This is a genomic window from Paraburkholderia polaris (assembly GCF_012927345.1).
Lineage (GTDB): Bacteria > Pseudomonadota > Gammaproteobacteria > Burkholderiales > Burkholderiaceae > Paraburkholderia > Paraburkholderia polaris.
In genome coordinates this window covers 1-18221 of sequence record NZ_JABBGJ010000064.1, presented here as the reverse complement: position 1 = coordinate 18221, position 18221 = coordinate 1, and the positions used below count along the sequence as shown (strand labels likewise).

15 protein-coding genes and 2 pseudogenes are annotated in these 18221 nt (G+C 60.8%); 11 read left to right on the top strand and 6 right to left on the bottom strand.

All coding sequences use genetic code 11. The features are described from left to right. Window positions 1-244 precede the first annotated feature (244 nt). The 7 genes from HHL24_RS39305 to HHL24_RS39275 all read left to right on the top strand — a co-directional run bounded on the left by HHL24_RS39305 (window position 245) and on the right by HHL24_RS39275 (window position 6341). The gene (locus tag HHL24_RS39305) at window positions 245-658 is read left to right on the top strand and encodes a Zn-ribbon domain-containing OB-fold protein (protein ID WP_169490684.1); all 414 of its coding nucleotides are present in this window, start codon (window positions 245-247) and stop codon (window positions 656-658) included. Window positions 659-752: 94 nt separating this feature from the next. Then, window positions 753-1595, top strand: a complete 843-nt coding sequence (locus tag HHL24_RS39300) for an FAS1-like dehydratase domain-containing protein (protein ID WP_169490683.1) — start codon at window positions 753-755, stop codon at window positions 1593-1595. 31 nt (window positions 1596-1626) lie between these two features. Continuing rightward, complete coding sequence (locus tag HHL24_RS39295) at window positions 1627-2790, top strand: acyl-CoA dehydrogenase family protein (protein WP_169490682.1); 1164 nt, start codon at window positions 1627-1629, stop codon at window positions 2788-2790. 120 nt (window positions 2791-2910) lie between these two features. Further along, window positions 2911-3723 (top strand): HpcH/HpaI aldolase/citrate lyase family protein, encoded by an 813-nt coding sequence (locus tag HHL24_RS39290; protein WP_169490681.1) that lies wholly within the window; start codon window positions 2911-2913, stop codon window positions 3721-3723. Between the two features lie 23 nt (window positions 3724-3746). Next, entirely contained in the window at window positions 3747-4199 is a 453-nt protein-coding gene (locus HHL24_RS39285) for a Zn-ribbon domain-containing OB-fold protein (protein WP_169490680.1), read from the top strand. Beyond that, window positions 4196-5386 (top strand): thiolase C-terminal domain-containing protein, encoded by a 1191-nt coding sequence (locus HHL24_RS39280; protein ID WP_169490679.1) that lies wholly within the window; start codon window positions 4196-4198, stop codon window positions 5384-5386. The genes HHL24_RS39285 and HHL24_RS39280 overlap by 4 nt, the downstream gene beginning before the upstream one ends. Before the next feature lie 64 nt (window positions 5387-5450). Further along, the gene (locus tag HHL24_RS39275) at window positions 5451-6341 is read left to right on the top strand and encodes an SMP-30/gluconolactonase/LRE family protein (protein ID WP_169490678.1); all 891 of its coding nucleotides are present in this window, start codon (window positions 5451-5453) and stop codon (window positions 6339-6341) included. A gap of 22 nt (window positions 6342-6363) precedes the next feature. On the opposite strand, the gene HHL24_RS39270 is transcribed toward HHL24_RS39275, so the two are convergent. Genes HHL24_RS39270 through HHL24_RS39250 form a run of 5 tightly spaced genes read right to left on the bottom strand, consistent with a single transcriptional unit; the run spans window position 6364 to window position 12182 of the window. Continuing rightward, entirely contained in the window at window positions 6364-7404 is a 1041-nt protein-coding gene (locus HHL24_RS39270; protein WP_230417759.1) for a zinc-dependent alcohol dehydrogenase family protein, read from the bottom strand. Further along, entirely contained in the window at window positions 7364-8461 is a 1098-nt protein-coding gene (locus tag HHL24_RS39265; RefSeq protein ID WP_169490676.1) for a quinone oxidoreductase family protein, read from the bottom strand. Before HHL24_RS39265 ends, HHL24_RS39270 begins: the two co-directional genes overlap by 41 nt. Beyond that, a complete protein-coding gene (locus tag HHL24_RS39260; protein ID WP_169490675.1) occupies window positions 8461-9600 on the bottom strand; it encodes a thiolase family protein in 1140 nt (379 codons plus the stop codon). Before HHL24_RS39260 ends, HHL24_RS39265 begins: the two co-directional genes overlap by 1 nt. Further along, entirely contained in the window at window positions 9597-11249 is a 1653-nt protein-coding gene (locus HHL24_RS39255; RefSeq protein WP_169490674.1) for an AMP-binding protein, read from the bottom strand. Before HHL24_RS39255 ends, HHL24_RS39260 begins: the two co-directional genes overlap by 4 nt. A gap of 33 nt (window positions 11250-11282) precedes the next feature. After that, entirely contained in the window at window positions 11283-12182 is a 900-nt protein-coding gene (locus tag HHL24_RS39250; protein ID WP_169490673.1) for an SMP-30/gluconolactonase/LRE family protein, read from the bottom strand. A gap of 103 nt (window positions 12183-12285) precedes the next feature. Between HHL24_RS39250 and HHL24_RS39245 the strand changes: the two genes are divergently transcribed. From HHL24_RS39245 to HHL24_RS39230, 4 genes and pseudogenes are all read left to right on the top strand, one after another. Continuing rightward, the gene (locus HHL24_RS39245) at window positions 12286-13245 is read left to right on the top strand and encodes a LysR family transcriptional regulator (RefSeq protein WP_169490672.1); all 960 of its coding nucleotides are present in this window, start codon (window positions 12286-12288) and stop codon (window positions 13243-13245) included. Window positions 13246-13763: 518 nt separating this feature from the next. Continuing rightward, window positions 13764-14927 (top strand): porin, encoded by a 1164-nt coding sequence (locus tag HHL24_RS39240; RefSeq protein WP_329606816.1) that lies wholly within the window; start codon window positions 13764-13766, stop codon window positions 14925-14927. A 289-nt stretch (window positions 14928-15216) separates the two neighbouring features. Next, window positions 15217-16533 (top strand): MFS transporter, encoded by a 1317-nt coding sequence (locus tag HHL24_RS39235; RefSeq protein WP_268966777.1) that lies wholly within the window; start codon window positions 15217-15219, stop codon window positions 16531-16533. 762 nt (window positions 16534-17295) lie between these two features. Beyond that, window positions 17296-17921 (top strand): annotated as a pseudogene (locus HHL24_RS39230) (CaiB/BaiF CoA transferase family protein); the annotation flags it as partial. 68 nt (window positions 17922-17989) lie between these two features. Here the strand turns inward: HHL24_RS39230 and HHL24_RS39225 are convergent. Beyond that, window positions 17990-18221, bottom strand: a pseudogene (locus HHL24_RS39225) (IS6 family transposase); the annotation flags it as partial.

The window sequence follows — 18221 nt, the reverse complement described above, 5'->3', positions numbered from 1 at the left end:
CCTGTGAGCCTGATCGGACGCGTTATCGGAACTGCTGCTCGACTGATACATTTGGTTATATATCATATGCCCCGAACGCGGATTGAACAGCGCGCATCGAAAACCTATTCTCTCCTCTAACAACTCTGCCTCGAGGCTTGCCTCAGGCGCGGAGTCCAAAGCGTGCGCAGCGCCTTGAACCGACCTCAACGATTGCTGGTCTGTAAACGCGTTCGTAGCGCAAATACCCGGTCCGGAGCAGAACATGATTGAAGAGTTGCGGCCCACCCCGCCGGTGCAGGAAGGAGATCGTGCATTCTGGTCATGCATTCGAGGCGGCCGGCTGGTTGGACAGAAGTGCAGACAATGCGGTGAAGTCCGCCTGCTGCCGGCGGACCGATGCGCAGCGTGCCTGTCCAGCGAATACGAGTCGGTCACTTTGTCGGGCGAAGGCGTGATCGTAACCGCATGCCGGTTTCACCGTGCCTATTTCAAGGAACTGGTCGCCGCAGTCCCGTACACCGTAGTGCTGGTGCATCTGAAGGAAGGCCCCATGCTGTATAGCAATCTGGTCAATGAGCCTGGCACGCTGCCGACGCCCGGCACACCAGTTCGGGCCGTTCTAAAACCCTTTGGCGATCAAGGCGGCCTGATCCTGTTTGAAATGCAGGCCGCCTGAAAAGGCCTGCCCTCACATTGAAGCCAAAAAAGAAGGCCGTCCACAGACACCGGTTGTATCGCCTGCCTGACAGGCGAATCAGGAGACAGATAGCGTGCGCGAACCTGGCTATGCCCTTAACGAATACATCGGCCGTCACGCCGTGCAGGCCGACGACATCACAGCTTTTCCGCTGGCAGCTATGGCCGCCACACTCGATCAGGCTGAGAGCGGCGATACGGTGCCGCCGCTGTGGCACTGGTTTTATTTCCTGCCGGTTGCGCCGATGTCCGAAGTAGGATCGGACGGTCACCCGAAGCGCGGCGGCTTCCTGCCGCCGGTGCCGTTGCCTCGCCGCATGTGGGCCGGTGGACGTCTGACCTTTCATGCGCCGCTCAAGGTCGGCGAACACGCGAGGCGCACCTCGACCATCGCCAACATCGAAGACAAGACCGGCCGCTCGGGCCGCCTCGTGTTCGTTACCGTGCAGCACACGATCGAGGCGGGCGGTGAGTTGAAGATCGAGGAAGAGCACGACATCGTCTACCGCGATGCGCCGCAACTTGGCCAGGCGTCGGCGAAACCGGTGCCCGCGCCGGAAAGTGAAACGTGGCGGCGCACCATGAACGCGGACGCCGTGACGCTGTTTCGCTACTCGGCGCTGACCTTCAACAGCCATCGCATCCACTACGACTATCCGTATGTGACCCAGGTCGAGGATTACCCGGGGCTGATCGTCCACGGTCCGCTGATTGCGACATTGCTGGTCGATCTGGTGCGCCGCGAACGTCCCGATGCGACGCTGAAGAGCTTCGCGTTCAGGGCGCTGCGCCCGACCTTCGCCGATCAGTCATTCACGGTCTGCGGCAAACCCTCCACCGATGGCAAGACCATTGACCTGTGGGCCAAAGATCACGAAGGTTACCTGACGATGCGCGCGACCGCCGTTCTGGCCTGACCCCCACCGACTTTCATCTGGATTCAATCTCATGCAAACGACGCAGCAGGACTCCTTTCAGGACATTCGCGAAGCGGTCCGCGATCTGTGCCAGCAGTTTTCCGGCGAATACTTCCGAAAGATCGACGAAGCCCGCGGCTATCCGGAAGCATTTGTCGAAGCGCTGACCAGGGCTGGTTGGCTTGCCGCGCTGGTTCCACAAGACTTCGGCGGCTCGGGGCTGGGGCTCACGGAAGCGTCGGTCATCATGGAAGAGATCAATCGCGCCGGTGGCAACTCGGGCGCGTGCCACGGGCAGATGTACAACATGGGCACACTGTTGCGCCATGGTTCCGAAGAGCAGAAGCGCAAGTATTTGCCGAAGATTGCGAGCGGCGATCTGCGTCTGCAGGCGATGGGCGTGACCGAGCCGAGCACCGGCACTGATACGACGAAAATTAAGACCACGGCCGAGCGACGCGGCGACCGTTACGTGATCAACGGCCAGAAGGTCTGGATCTCGCGTGTGCAACATTCGGATTTGATGATCCTGCTCGCGCGCACCACACCGCTTGCGGAGGTAAAGAAAAAATCCGAAGGCATGTCGATTTTCATCGTTGACTTGCACGAGGCGATTGGCCACGGCATGACCGTCCAACCAATCTTGAACATGGTCAATCACGAGACCAATGAACTGTTCTTCGACAATCTCGAAATCCCTGCTGAGAATCTGATCGGCGAAGAAGGCCAGGGCTTCAGATACATCCTCGACGGCCTGAATGCGGAGCGCACGCTGATCGCTGCGGAATGTATCGGCGATGGTTACTGGTTCGTCGACAAGGTCACGGAATACGCGAAACAGCGCGTGGTGTTCGGCCGCCCGATCGGCCAGAACCAAGGCGTGCAGTTCCCGATCGCGCGTTCATTCATCAACGTCGAAGCGGCCAGCCTGATGCGTTTCGAAGCGGCGCGCCGTTTCGATGCACACGAGCCGTGCGGTGCGCAGGCGAACATGGCGAAGCTGCTCGCTGCCGATGCGTCCTGGGAAGCGGCGAACGCCTGTCTGCAGTTTCATGGAGGCTTCGGCTTTGCCTGCGAATACGACGTCGAGCGCAAGTTCCGCGAGACGCGCCTTTACCAGGTTGCCCCGATTTCGACGAACCTGATTCTCTCCTACGTGGCCGAGCATATTCTTGGTCTGCCGCGTTCCTTTTGAGAGGAAGCATTTGATGAGATCGCGACACTATCGCAGTATGAAGCGACCAGAGTCCCTGCGGCTAACCGCAGACGGCTCACGACGCGCGCCGCAACTCGCGGTATCTGGAAAGGTGAGCGCATGAGCGCCGCATTGCCCTGCTCGTACCTGTTCTTGCCCGGCAACCGGCCGGAGCGTTTTGAGAAGGCGTACGCCGCAGGCGCTGATGTAGTCATCCTCGACCTTGAAGATGCCGTGCAGCCTGATCAGAAACTGGAGGCGCGTGCGGCTGTGCTCGCTGCAGCCAAAACAGCGCGGCCCGCATGGGTGCGCATCAACGGCTCCGACACCCAATGGTTCGCTGACGACGTCGCAGTGCTTTCAGGACATCCTGGGATCGCCGGACTCGTGTTGCCGAAGGGCGAAACGCGTGAACAGGTGGAAGCGATTCTCGCGCACGCACATCCGGCGCTCTCGGTCCTGCCGATGATCGAGACGGCGCGCGGTTTTGCGCAGCTAGCGTCGCTGTGCAACGCACCGCGTGTCACGCGCATCGCCTTCGGGACGCTCGATTTCCAGATCGATCTGGGCATCGATGGCGATGGCGATGAGCTGCATATGTTCCGATCGCAGATCGTTCTCGCGTCGCGGCTCGCCGGCATTGGCGCACCGGTCGATGGCGTGACCACCTCGATCAGCGACGCCAATCTCGTCGAGAATGATGCGCGACGTGGCCGGCGCTTCGGATTTGGCGGCAAGCTCTGTATCCATCCGAAGCAGCTTGAGCCGGTGCATCGCGCATACACTTGGAGCGATGCAGAACGGCAGTGGGCGGAGCGGGTCTTGCGCGCAGTGGAGACGAACAACGGGTCGGCCGTCGCAGTCGACGGCAGGATGGTCGATTTGCCGGTCATTCTGAGAGCTCGCCGGATCATGGATGGCGTCCGCGCCTGACACAGATGTAAAGGACACAAAAAATGACCTACCTGCCTTCAGGCATGCCCGCACCCGAGCCCGGGCCGGAAGACGCCCCCTTCTGGCAGGCGTGCCAGGACAAGACACTGAAGATCCGCTTCTGTCACGATTGCACGCGATATTTTCATCCGCCGATGCCGGGTTGCCCTCGATGCGGTTCGATGGATTTGGGCTGGAAAGAGGTCAGCGGTAACGGGACGGTTTTCACCTACACGATCGGGCACCACGCGGTCCACCCGGCGCTCAAGGGACACGGACCCTATAACGTGTCGGTGATCCTGCTCGACGACGTCGACGACGTGAGACTGGTCAGCAACGTGATCGATGTGCCGCCGGAGGAATTGTCCATCGGCATGCCCGTGACCGTCTGTTTTGAACCAGCGGGCAATGGCATGCTGCTGCCCCGATTCAGGCGCCGCAATCCATCATCCGAATCGACGGGGAGCGCGCGATGAGCTTCCCAACACCCGACTGGCCGCGTAAATACCGTCCCTGCATCGTCGGTGTCGGAGAGACGGCCTACGCAAAGCGCGGCGGCCTCAACGACACCACCGAGCTTGCGTTGTGCATTGAGGCGATCCATGCGGCCGCCGCCGACGCAGGTATTACCGCGAGCGAAATTGAAGGTTTTTCATCGTTCGGGTTCGAGCGCCATGAGCCGGCTATCGTACAAGCCGCACTGGCAGCGCCCTTGCTGCGCCATGCGTCGATCGTCTGGGGCGGCGGCGGAGGCGGTTGCTCGGGCGCGGTGATGCACGCCGCGATGGCGGTCGCGACCGGCCAGTGCCGCTATGCCGTCGTGTATCGGTCTCTCTGCCAGGGACAATACGAGCGCTACGGCCAGTATCGCGCGCGCCCAATGTGGGGCTCTTACGTCGCGCCTTTCGGGTTGATGTCACCGGCACTGATGGTGGCGCTCACTTACCGGCGGTTCATGCACGAGTGTGGCACAACCGCCGACCATCTTGCCGAACTGGCCCTGACCCTGCGCGCCAATGCGCAGGCCAATCCGCGCGCGGTGATGCGCGGTCACATACTGACGCGCGATGCGTATTTCTCGTCCCGGATAATCGCCGACCCGTTCAGACTTTACGACTGTTGTCTCGAAACCGACGGCGCTTGCGCGATTGTCGTGACGACCGAAGAGCTCGCCGGGCGTCTGCAAAGACCCGCAGTGCCCATTCTGGCGGCCGCGCAGGCCAGCGGTCCCCGTTGGACGCTCGGGCCCATGGGTTCGCACAATATGCCCATCGAAAACTATGCGACGACGAATTCAATGGAAGTCGCCAAAGCGATTTATACGCAATCCGGGCTAAGGCCCAACGACATTGATGTCGCGCAGATCTATGACGCCTTCACCGGACTCATTCCGATGGGGCTTGCTGATTATGGCCTGTGCGAACGAAGCGAAGTCGCGTCATTCATCGAGTCAGGAGCGCTTGCTCAGGGCGGTAGGCTGCCGATCAACACGGCGGGCGGATTGCATTCTGAGGCTTATCTGCACGGATTGAATCTGGTCATCGAAGGGGTACGCCAGGCGCGTGGCGACTCAACGATGCAGGTGCCCAACGCGCGGCACAGCCTCGTCACCAGCGGCGGCGGCACCGGCCACAAGAGCGCGCTGATTCTGGGCCGGCCCTGACACGTCGCTGCCGCTGCCAGTCGGCAAGCCGGGATCCCGCCCGACCGATAAAAGGAACAGGAATATGTCAGAAAACGTGTCGTCCGTTGACGCAGAGATGGTGTTTCCCACGCGCATGGACCTTGGAGAGGGACCCCTCTGGGATCCCGCCGGACAGTCGCTTTACTGGACGGACCTGATTAACCAGAAGCTCTTCAAAGGCAATCCGTCGACCGGCAGATATGTCGAGCGAAACTTGCCGTACAAGGCATCACGCGTCACCCATTGCAGCGATGGTCGACTGCTGGTTTCGTTCACGCGCGGTCTGGCGTCAGGTACCTTCGATGGCCAAGCGTTTGCGCCATTGACGCCGGGTTTTTCATTGCCGAAGGAAGTCCGGATTAACGATGGCGCCTGCGACGCACAGGGTCGTTTCTGGACCGGCACCTACGATCCGACGCTGAGATCGGCCATCGGTTGCCTGTACTGCGTCGAGCACGGGCGCGTATCGACGAAGACGGAGGGAGTCATGTTGTCGAATGGCATCCGTTTCAGCCCCGATAATAGAACGATGTACTTCGTGGAGACTTCCCCCGCCCGGCTCTGGGCCTATGAGTACGAACTGAGTAACGCCACACTGGGCAAACGCCGGCTCGTCGTCGACTACAGTGGCATCGGTGCGAGGCCGGACGGATGCGCGATCGACACCGATGGTTGTCTGTGGGTCGCCGAGGTCGACCGAGGCCGGATTGCACGCTACGCGCCGGACGGGAAGCTCGATCAGGTGGTGCGCGTGCCCGTGCTGAAACCGACATCAGTGTGCTTTGGGGGCCGGGAGAATAACGTGCTATTCATCACGTCCCGTTATGCGGGCGTTGAGTCGGGGGAGCAGAGCAACCCGCTGGCGGGGGCCGTATTCGCTGCTCAGGTGAATGCCACGGGCTTACCGGAACACCGGTACGCCCATGGCGAGTGAAGGCGCTGCCGTGTTGGCCAGACTAAGCGCCACCATTCGCAATGACGACCTTGCCGAAGAACCGCCGCCTTTCAAAAAAACGCCATGCTTCGATCGCCCGCTCAAACGGAAATACGCTATCAACAACAGGCTTCAGACGTGCATATTCCATCGCCTGCAGCATGTTCAGAAGGGCTGAGCGATCGCCCGCAGAACTGCGGCGAAACACTGCGGCGCTATTGAACAATGCCTTGAAGTCAACTTCCGGCGTGGCGCCATTGAGAAACCCGATCAGGACGACCTCGCCCCCGGCGGCAACCGCGTCGATCGATTGACGCAGTGTGCCCGAGCCACCGACCTCCACTACGCGGTCAACGCCACGGCCACCCGTCAGTTCTCGCGTCTTTTTGCCCCATTCGGGCAAGTCGAGATAATTGATCACTTCGTCCGCGCCCAGGGCCTTGAGTCGGTCTGCTTTCGTGACGCTCGATGTTGTGGCGATGACCCGCGCGCCGAGCAGCTTCGCAAACTGAATGGCAAAAACAGACACGCCACCGGTTCCCTGCGTCAATACGGTATGTCCCGGGCGCACAGGTAAGCCACCCGTCAGCGCAGTCCAGGCGGTGAGCGCCGCGCACGGCAACGTCGCCGCCTCTTCGAAGGTCAGATGAGCCGGTGCGGCGACGAGTGCCTCCTGATGGACCACCTTGTATTCCGCGAGCCAGCCGTCCCGGGACCAGCCGTAGCCATCGGTTTTCAGGGTCGCCGGCGGACTGCCACCGTACCAGCGCGGATGAAAGGTGTTGATAACCCGGCTGCCGACCTCGAACATGTCGATACCTTCGCCGATCGCGACGATCTCCCCGGCCGCGTCGCTCGTAGGGATCAGGCCCGCACGCTGACCACGCGGGTATGTGCCGTTGAGCATCGCGATATCGCGATAGTTAAGCGATGTCGCACGGATACGTACCAGCACCTCGCCGCGTTGCGGTTGAGGTACAGGTTCGTCGTGCTGTGTCAGATAGTCGGGGTTCCCAGCCCGGTCAACGCGATAGACTTTCATCTGCAGCTCTGTTCGATCCATTTACAGTGGCTTCTTCAGGGTTCGGCTTCAGGATGATGCGGCCCATAACGCCCGAACGTTCGAGATCAGCGTGCGCGCTGGCGGCGAGTGCGAGCGGCAGCACACGGCTTACCAGCGGCCGGACCAATCCGCGCTCCACGAGCGTTAGCGCATCTTCCAGCTGACGGCGGGAGCAGCTGACGGCGCTGAGCATCGAGATATCGTGCAGAAATAGCTGGGCGGAATTGAACGGCGCAGTTTCCCCGCTCAGTGCGCCAACCAGCACCCAGCGTCCATGCTTGGCAAGACTGCGCCGTACGGGCTCGTAAATCTTCGCACCCACATTGTCGATCACGACATCGACGCCCCGGCCGCCGGTGACGGCCCGCACATCGTTGGAGAAGTCCGCGCCGTGCGGAGTCACGATAACATCATGCGCGCCCAGATCGCGCACCGCTTTCGCTTTGGCTTCGGTCGAGACTACGGCCACGACACGGGCGCCGCTTGCCCGTGCGAGCTGAACGCCGTGCGCGCCCTGGCCACCGCTCGCGCCGGTGATCAGCACGCTTTCGCCAAGACGCAGCTTGCCCACATCTCGAATCGCATTCAGCGCCGTGCCGATCGCACAGGCCACGATGGATGCCTGATCCAGCGGGATCGTAGACGGCACGGCCGCCACGCAGTCTTCGCTCACCGCCACGAGTTCAGCGTAACCGCCATTCAGGTGGGCGTCGCCCATGAATTCCTTGTTGGCGCAATTGACTTCGAACCCGGAGCGGCATTCCCGGCAATAACCACACACCGAACGGCGCTGGGCTGTACAGACCCGGTCGCCAACGCGGAACAGACGCGTCGCCGTCCCGACCTTCTCGACGATCCCGGCAACCTCATGCCCCGGCACCAGCGGCAGATGCACCTTGCGCCGGAAAATACCGTTACGTACGACCACATCGTGATAGCAGACACCACAGGCCGCCACGCGGATCAGCACGTCGGTCGGCCGCACTTCCGGCTCCGGGATATCCTGCAACGCCAGTACATCGGCGGCACCGGTTTGCTCCTGAACGATCGCTCTCATCACGGCGTATCCGAAAAAATGATTGAACTGCAAACAGGCGCGGCACACATGTAATGCACGTTGTGAGCATTCGGGACCTGGCGCGGCCCAGCCGATTTTCGTACTTGACGCACGCTCTCTACGACCAGGCCCCAACCCTGCATGTAGCTCTCCGAGAGGTGGCCGCCGCTCGTATTCGCCGGAAACCGGCCGCCGAGCCGCAAGTTGCCTTCCCACACCCAGGCGCCGGATTCACCCGGTTCGCAGTAGCCGAAGCCTTCCAGCGAAAAAAGCACAGTAGGGCTGAAGTTGTCGTAGATCATCAGCGCATCCATATCATCCGGCGCGAGTCCAGCGTTCGCGTATGTGGACCGGGCGAGCGCCTGCATCGGCGCGCGCCAGTAGTCAGCCGGCGGGAACCCCGAACCGACCATTCTGGTTTGCGTGTCGACCGCCCGCACGTACACCGGCGGATGCGGCTGATCCCCGGCGGCGTCCGCGGTCGACAGAATCACGGCAACACCGCCGTCGTTGATCAGGCAGTAATCGAACAGCCGCAGTGGCTCCGCGATGAAACGCGAATTCTGGTGGTCGGCCACGGTGATCGGATTGCGCATGACCGCTTGCGGATTCAGCGACGCGTGATGCCGGAACGTCACCGAAATTTCCGCCAATGCAAGCGGGTCGGTGCCGTACTGGTGAGCGTGCTGTGCGAACATCATCGCGTGCACGGCACCGGGCGACGTCATGCCATAGGCTGACCAGAGGGCCGCATTGCCGCTGCCGTACCCATCCGCGCTGCCCCCATATGTCGCCCCGCGTGAACGGCCGTCGTTGCCATAAGCAATGGCGACCGTACGCGCCGAGCCCGACGCGATCAGCGATGCCCCGAGTTCCATCGCGACACCGGTCATGCGACCTTGGCCCTGCAGCGCAAAAGCCAGTTTCGGATCGATGCCGTAGCCTTCGGAGAATCGCTGGTAGTCCGGGATCCGTACGACGATCAGCGCGTCGATATCGTGGCGTTCGAGACCAGCGTCCGCAAGCGCGGCCGTCAGTGCCTGCATACCGAGCGTGTAGGCATCCTCGTCCGGCAGAACGCCGAACGGCGTCGCACCGATGCCTGAGACGATCGCCTTGCTTCGTAACTGGGAGTTCATGGCTTGCTGTCCGCGGTAAACGTTTCGGCGTTGGCACCCGCAGCCGGCGATCGGGCCATGTTTGCCCGTCGGTCCCAATGCATGTCTGGCAAGCCGGTTTCCATGATGCGGAATTTCTCAACCTTGCCTGTGGCCGTCTTCGGCAGGCTGGTCTGAAACTCGATGTAGCGCGGCAGCATGAATTTCGCCAGTCGTGTCTCGAGCCACTCGCCAAGTTGCGCCCCTGTCAGGGTGGCACCTTCAGCAACGATGGCGACGAGCCGCACCTCGTCTTCGCCGTCGCCCGCCGGGTATGCGACGACCGCGCATTCGAGAACGTCAGGATGTTGCGCGACGACCGTTTCGACTTCATAGGCCGAGACGTTTTCTCCACGACAGCGGATCCGTTCTTTTTTGCGACCGTCGAAGTACAGAAAGCCGTCGTTGTCCATACGCATGAAGTCGCCTGTGTGGAACCACAGATTGCGCTGTGCTGCGGTAGTTTCAGCCGGCTTGTTCCAGTAGCCCTTCATCATGATCGAGGACAAGCGTGGTCTGACTACCATTTCGCCTGCTTCGCCCGTCGGCACGTCGCGGTCGAATCCATCCACCACGCGCACTTCCCACTCGGGCGCGGCGCGCCCCGCGGCACCGTCGCGCCGCTCGGGATAAGGACTGTACACGGTCAGACCGAGTTCAGTCATGCCATGCGCCTCGACGATCTGCACGCCAAAGCGTTCTTCGAATTCCCGGTCATGGTGTGCATTGAACATGACTCGCAAACCGTGCGACCGATCGAGCGGCGTCGGCGGGAATGCCTTGAGCGTAGGCGGGATGGTAAAGATTGTGACGGCAACCGTTGCCTTTGCATCGGCGACCTCCTGCCAGAACCGGGACGCACTGAATCGTTGTGACAAATGGGCTTGCGCGCCGGCCAGCAATGCGGGGATCGTGCCCATGCTGCGCGACATGCCATGAAAGAGCGGCAAAGGCGCGTAGATGATGTCCTCGCGCTCGATGCCCACTGCGTCGATGCAGGCAAGCGACGTGTGGATTGTCTGGGCGTACGGCACCATCACCCCCTTCGAGGGGCCGGTCGTGCCGGACGTGTAGGGAATCAGATGCAGGTCGTCGAAGTGTGCGGGTTCGCACAGCGTGCCGGCAGCAGAGCCGATATCGATGAGCTCGGCGTAAGACGTGACGCGATGTGTGCCCGCACTATGACGCTCGCCCGGCTGGATCTGTTCGCCGCCGACCACAGCCAGCACCTCGATCTTCGCGAGCACATCCTGATCGAGCGCAGTAACATTGCCAGCCAGGTCCGCTTCGACCAGTACAGCGCGCGCACCGATGTCGCGCAGGATGTAAGCCAGCGAGTCGCCTTTCAGACCAGCGTTGACCGGCACCACAATCGCGTTCAGGAATGCAAGCGCCCAATAGGCAACCATGAACTCGGGCCGGTTGTTCATCATCAGAATCACCGGCTCTTGGGGGCGGACACCGGCTTTTTTCAGCCCCTTGGCGAGGGCCTGCGACTCGGCGAAGAATTCGGCATACGTCCACCGCCGCTGCTGGTAGCTCAGATAGACGCGCTCCGCACTGCGTTCGACCTGTTCGACGATCAGCTTGCCTAATACCCTGTCTTCAAGGGCTATTCTGGGTGCACTCACTTTGTCTCCTTTGTTGAATTGAACCAGCTACGATCAGAGCCCGCATCGATGCTCGGCAAGTCCCTGCACGCCGACGTCGTAGGCGAGTACCGCGCCTGCGGAGGCTTCGCGGGCAAACGCGACGTTCTCTTTCGGGTGGCGGGAGCTGGTGACAAACAGCGTGCGTAGATCTGGGCCTCCGAACGCACAGTGCGTCGGATGCGACACGGGCAATTCCAGTACGTCCACGAGACGCCCGTCAGGCGCATAGCGGTCAATGCGGCTGCCGCCGACGCGCGCACTCCACAGGCAACCATCGCTGTCGACCGAACAGCCGTCGGGCCGACCTGCGTCGTCACCGAGTCGCACGAACACTTCGCGCGGTCCGAGTGATCCGATGCCGGCCCCCCGTTCGGCCGACAGCGGGTATCGGTAGATGGTCCGCTCGAAGGTGTCGGAGAAGTAGAGCGACGTATTATCGGGACTGAAGCAGATACCGTTTCCGAGTTTCGCCCCAGTCGTCACGACGCCAGTTTTGAGGGCGGAATCGATGCAGATCAGCGAGCCGATGTTGTGCTTGAGCGCGCGATCCATCGTGCTGATCCAGATATCGCCATGGCGGTCGCAGCGGCCGTCGTTGAAGCGTTGATCGGTGCCGAGTGGCGAATCCATAGCAAGACTATCCAGTTCGCCCGTCGACGTATCCAGCCAGGCAAAAGAACCACGCATGGCAACCAGAAGGCGATCTGAGTTATCGAGGAAAATCGATGCCGGTGGCTTCGGGAGAGCAAAACGCCTCGTACGATCGGTGGCAGCCTCCCAGCGGTACACTGACGGGGCAACCACGTCGATCCAGTACAGCGCGGCTTCAGCAGCGTTCCATACCGGACATTCTCCAAGCTCGCACCGGTCAGCGGACGACCAGATGAGTTCAGCGCGCATCTTCATTGCCATGCCCTTTCAAGTTGTCGAACCATCATAGGCAGCGTGTTTTGATGGCGCAATACGCATACAGGGCATATGATAAATAACCAAAAGTATGGACAAGGAGACACCCTTGAACGACGTCGACGTCCGGTCGTTGCGCTATTTCCTCGCGGTTGCACATCATGGAAGCTACTCGCAGGCGGCGCTTCATCTGCAGATCACCCAGCCCGCCGTCAGCAGACAGATCCTGCTGATTGAGCGCGCACTCAAGGTGAGACTGTTTGTCAGGGACGGCAGGCGCTCGCTGCTGACCGAGGCGGGGAAGACTTTGCGTGTACATGCACAGCAGATCGTCGACCAGACAGAAGCGCTGGGTCACGTGGTCGGCCCTGCCGCTCAGCAGCCGAGCGGCCGCCTCAACGTGGGTATTCCTACGGCGACGGCTGATTACCTGATGCCGGAGGTCTTGCAGAACTACCGGAAGAAGTACCCGCAAGTCGCCTTGCATCTCGTGCAAAGCTATGGTTCAGACCTGTGTAACCAGCTGGGGGCCGGCGAGCTCGATGTGGCGCTGCTGTACGGCAATCCGCGCGTGCCGGATATTGAAATGAAGGGCGTGATCGACCTCGAGATGGGGTTGGTCTGTCCGCCGGCGGGGCCGGCGGGTCGTGCTGATCCGGTGAAGGGCTTGAAGTCGATTTCGCTCGAACGGGCGGCCACTCTCCCGCTGATCCTGCCCGGAGGCAGTCAGGATCTGCGACGGTTCATTGAAGAGGCGTGCCTGAGACAGGCGGTGACGCCCAACATCCTGATGGAAATTGACGGCATCTCGCTGACCAGGACGCTGGTCAGCCAGGGCGTGGGCTATATGTTCCTGGCCTACAGCGGCGTTCACGCCGACGTGGAGCGCGGCACCCTTCGCTATGTTCCTGTTTGCGAGCCTGCATTGCCGTGGCGGCTCAGTCTCGCGGTGCGGGCACACAAGCAGGAAACGCTTGCGACGCGGGCAATGATGACGGAAATCTCGACCGCGATTAAGCGAGGCGTACGCAATCGCTCATGGCGCGGAGCGCTGCTGGACCCATTGTGACAGGGGGCGTCAGACGTCGAATTCATCTGGTGTCCCGGCTTGCAGACTTTCCTGGCGGTAACCCTCGCTTTTTACGGCCCCATCTTCGGCGTGGCCCACGCGTCGCGCCAACGATGAGACGCGGTTGAAGCGGCTAACGATCACCCCTGCCGAAACGCATGCCACCCGCTCCGGATCGAGCGCGGCTGCGATCCAACAGCCGTTGTCTGACCTCCTCATGTGAAAAAATCGAATCGTTTGGGTTATATCTCTTATGCGTGGTATTCGCATTGTTAAGCCCAGGCGCTCTGCCTATGATTAAGGCGCTGATGCCTCGTCACATGTTCGAACTGATTCGAGGAAAAGCCGGATAGCGATCCCTGGGCTCATGGCCACAGTCGCGACCCAGGCTTTCCCCGTTCGCGCTGTCACGGCAATGGACTGCCAGACAGAGCGGCACATGATCAGTAGTGCCGAGGGATCTGGCCGTGCAGCAGGATATAAAACGATAAAAGACAATACATTTGGAGACATAGTCCGTGAAAAAGTCGGCATTGGTATTTTCAATTCTGGCCGTGTGCTGCGGGATGGCCCACGCGCAAAATAGCGTGACGCTATACGGCATTCTTGACGAAGGGATCGATTTCAACAGCAATGCTGGCGGTCACCGACAGTACTACATGGTCGGGAGCGTGGTGAGCGGGAACCGTTTCGGGTTCCGCGGCACCGAAGACCTGGGCGGTGGACTGCGCGCAATCTTCACGCTGGAAAATGGCTTCGATATCAACAGCGGCGCACTGGGCCAAGGCGGCCTTCTGTTTGGCCGCCAGGCATTCGTCGGCCTGGCGAGCGACCGTTACGGGACGATCACGCTCGGTCGCCAATACGACTCATCCATCGACTACGTGAGTCCCCTGGCTGCGAACCAGTGGGGCGGTTACATTGTCGCGTCGCCAGCGGACATGGAAAATTTCACGGCGGGCAGGCATACCAACAACTCGATCAAATACGCCAGTCCGCAATTGGCCGGGCTGACTTTTGGCGGTCTGTACTCGCTGGGCGGAGTCGCGGGCGACGTGACGCAGAACCAGCTCTACTCGATCGGCGCAGCTTATTCGTATGGATCATGGAACGTAGGGGCCGCGTACCTCAATTCGCGCAACCCCAATGCGTCCTATTACGCCACCAGTACTGCAGGAGCGACCGCGGCTACCAATAATTTTCCTTCGCCCGTGAACCGCGGCTACGCATCGGCGCACACCATGCAACTCGCAGACGTCGCGGTGTCATACACACTGGGAAGCGCTACGTTTTCTGCCCTGTATTCGAACGTTCAGTTCAAGGGATTAAGTGGGGCTACCAGCGTGTTAAATCCTGCCGGGCTAAGCGGGACGGGAACGTTCAATAACGTTGCCTTGAATTTCAGATATCAATTGGCGCCGAGTCTGCTACTGGCCACGCAATACGAGCGCCTGCACGGCGGTTCGGTCAAAGGAACCAGTGGCGCGACCTACAACCAGTTTGACTTCGGCGCTGACTATTTTCTCTCGAAACGCACGGATTTTTATCTCATCGCTGTATATCAGCAGGCCTCGGGGACGCAATCCGACGGCAAGCCCGCGGTCGCAGCGATCAATGTGATTACGCCGTCGTCGACCAACCGTCAGGCGACGGTTCGCCTGGCGATGCGGCACAGATTTTGATCTGCTTTATGAGCTATAACCTGAACGACTTCCTGGCAGCAACCTGTCGCGGTACACGCTCAGGAGAGTAGCAGGAAAAGGTTGACCCGGACTTGCCGTATGCCGGGTACGCCGTCGGCATGGCGGAATCTTCGACGCGAAGTTCCGGCAGTTTTGCCGTTGGCCGGGTCGATGTCTGGCGAGCAACGTGCTTGCTCCGTCGAACCCCGTGTGTAACTTAACTACATAACCATACGAGACAACTGTGCTTTCCTCTTCCCCACCCCCTGCTGCAAGTCCCTTGGCGGACATGGCGTACCGCAAGATCACATTGCGCGTAGCCCCTTTGCTTTTTGTCTGTGCGTTGCTGAATTACATGGACCGGTTGAATGTCGGCTACGCCCAGTTGCAGATGAAAGAAATGCTCAACTTCAGCGACGCGATCTATGGGCTGGGTGCAGCAATTTTCTTTATCGGCTACTTCGTATTCGAGATTCCGAGCAATCTGCTGTTGAACAGGGTCGGCGCCCGCAAAACGCTGCTCCGCATCATGTTTCTATGGGGGCTGGCGTCCGCTTGCACCATGTTCGTCCGTACGCCGACCGAATACTACATCGCACGGTTCCTGCTCGGAGTCTTCGAGGCGGGCTTCTATCCCGGGGTTTTACTGTATCTGACCTTATGGTATCCGCCTGCCCGGCGCGCGCGGATTGTCTCGTTCGTCTTCGTGGCAGGCGTGGTGGCGGGGGTGGTGGCCGGCGCCCTTTCTGGCTGGATCCTGCAAAACATGAACGGCGTGCACGGGTGGCAAGGCTGGCAATGGATGTTTCTGCTGGAAGGCGTGCCGAGCTGCCTGGTCGGGATCCTGGCTTATGTTTGCCTGGCCGATCGTCCGGCGGACGCGTCCTGGCTCGACAGCGAGCAGAAAGAACTCGTGAGCGGAGAGCTCGCCGCTGCGGCGGCAGCGACCCACACCGACCGCGATGGGCAGCCCGCCCGGCATCCGTTTTTCAATCCCACAGTCTACCTGTTGAGCTTTGCGCTGTTCAGCATCCTGTCCGGCCTCTATGCCTTGCTCTTCTGGCTTCCAACAGTGATCCACGGCCTTGGCGTCCGAAACCTGCAGCACGTCGGACTGTACTCGATGATTCCGAACGCTGCCGGTGCGGTAGCGATGATCCTGTATGGCAGGCATTCGGACGCACGCGTCGAGCGCCGCTGGCACTATGCAGTAGCCGCGATGGTGGCCGCTGTCTCGCTGTGCGCAACGACACTGACCGGCCACAGCCTTGCGCTTTCGCTGACATTGCTTGCCTTCGCGAACGCCGGGATCTCCGGGGCCTTGCCGGTTTTCTGGGCCATGGCGACGAGCCGGCTAACGGCGCGGGAGAGTGTCACGGGAATCGCGATCATTACCAGCCTGTCCAATCTGTCTGGTGTTGTCAGTCCGTATGCGTTGGGATTGATCAGGACCGCGACTGGCAGCCTCGCCAACGGACTCTATCTCATCGCAGCAATCATGGTTGCCGGGACCATTCTGGTTTTACTCGGGATTCCGGCAAATTCGGGGGCGCGGCGCGGCACCGACGCGTTGGCGGAGCCGTCCGGCCGTAAAGCCGCGCGGTAGGAAGCGCTGGATAGATTTCTGTTTTTACGCTTAAGGGAAACCCTCATGAACCTTTTGTCGCCAGACGTTCGGATCGAAAAGATCCGGCGGCAGGCTGCTGACGCGGCAAACGCCGAAGACGCCGCAGTCTGGCGCTGGTTTTCAGGCCTGTTCGAGGAGGGCCGGCTACGATGGTGTAAGTCGGCCGCTGGCTGGCTCGTAAGCGTTGACCACAGGCACGTCGCTACTGAAGAAAATTTCGACGACGCAATCCGGGTGGCGAAGCGGAGTTATGCTATGACGCCCCGACAGCGGAAGTCGCGCCCTGCGTAAGCAAGCGGGGCGTTCGGGAATACCGAAATCGCGTGATCGGCAACCGTCGACCAGGTCAAAACTGTCACCGTCGCGGCAACAATGATTTCGACGTGGGTGGCGGTCATGGGGCGTGTAGAACCCGCGTGTCGTTGAAGACGCGCAAGGGAAAGCACAAAAGAATTTCACTGTTGGCAAACGGCAGCCTGACGGGCTTATCGTTCAGCGCAGCGCCACGGTGAGATGGCAAGTGTGTCCAATCATTGTGTGAGCCCCACCAAGCCCATCCGCGCCTGCTCTGGCATGAACTCGATGAAGGTCGACGCGGCGCGTGGGTGATGGCGTGATCAATCATCTGCTTGAGGACAAAGTTCGTCATCTAAGGCGCTTTCCTGCGTTGGTACTCACCCTAGCGGTCAAGCGGCGACGGCGCGCCTACTAGCCGACTCACATACATTACGGAAATATATGATGCAGCCCCATAACACCGCATTGCCTCTGGCGGGAGTGCGTGTGCTGGATATGTCCCGCATTCTCGCAGGACCATGGTGTGCGATGGTGCTGGCCGATCTCGGTGCGGAGGTCATCAAGATCGAACATCCAGAACGTGGCGATGACACCCGCGACTGGGGCATCCGCATCGGCCAGACAGAAACCGCCTATTTCAACAGCGTTAATCGCAACAAGCGTTCCGTCGGCGTGGATCTGCAATCGCCCGAAGGGGCAGAAATCGCCCGGGCCCTCGCCAGCAAATGCGACGTCGTGATCCAGAATTTCAAGGTCGGCGGCGCGGCCAGGCTCGGCCTGGCTTACAGCGATCTGAGCGCCGGTCGCGACGACCTGATCTACTGCTCGATCTCCGGCTACGACCCAACGGGACCGGAGGCAACGCGGCCCGGCTACGACCTGGTTGTGCAAGGCGAAACAGGCCTGATGGGCATGAACGGCGAAGCGGGTCAGCCGCCGCTGAAGTTTGGCGTAGCCGTGGTCGATCTGTTTACCGGTATGTACTCCGCACAGGCCATTCTGGCAGCGCTGTATCAGCGGCGAATCCCGGTCGTGGCCGTTCAATCGAAATGGCGCTCGATGACTGCGGCCGGCTCTGTCAACTTGGCGGGCGTAGACTACCTGCGTAGCTAAAGCGTAGTTATCCTTATCAGATAGCTTACTTGACTGCGGCAGTAACAGTCCAACCATGCCATGTGGCGAAGCGTTCTTTGAGTACGGCACGATGACATGCCGCGTTCATTTGATGTCTGGGCAACGCGAAGTGCTGCCGGATTGGGCCGAAGCATGAGAGGAATGCCTGCGTGCGACGCGCATCGCGAAAGCCGCACATCTGGCGTTCGCGCCTGCGGGTCGGCTGGTGGCTGTTCTCGGCACGGTTGTTCACACGT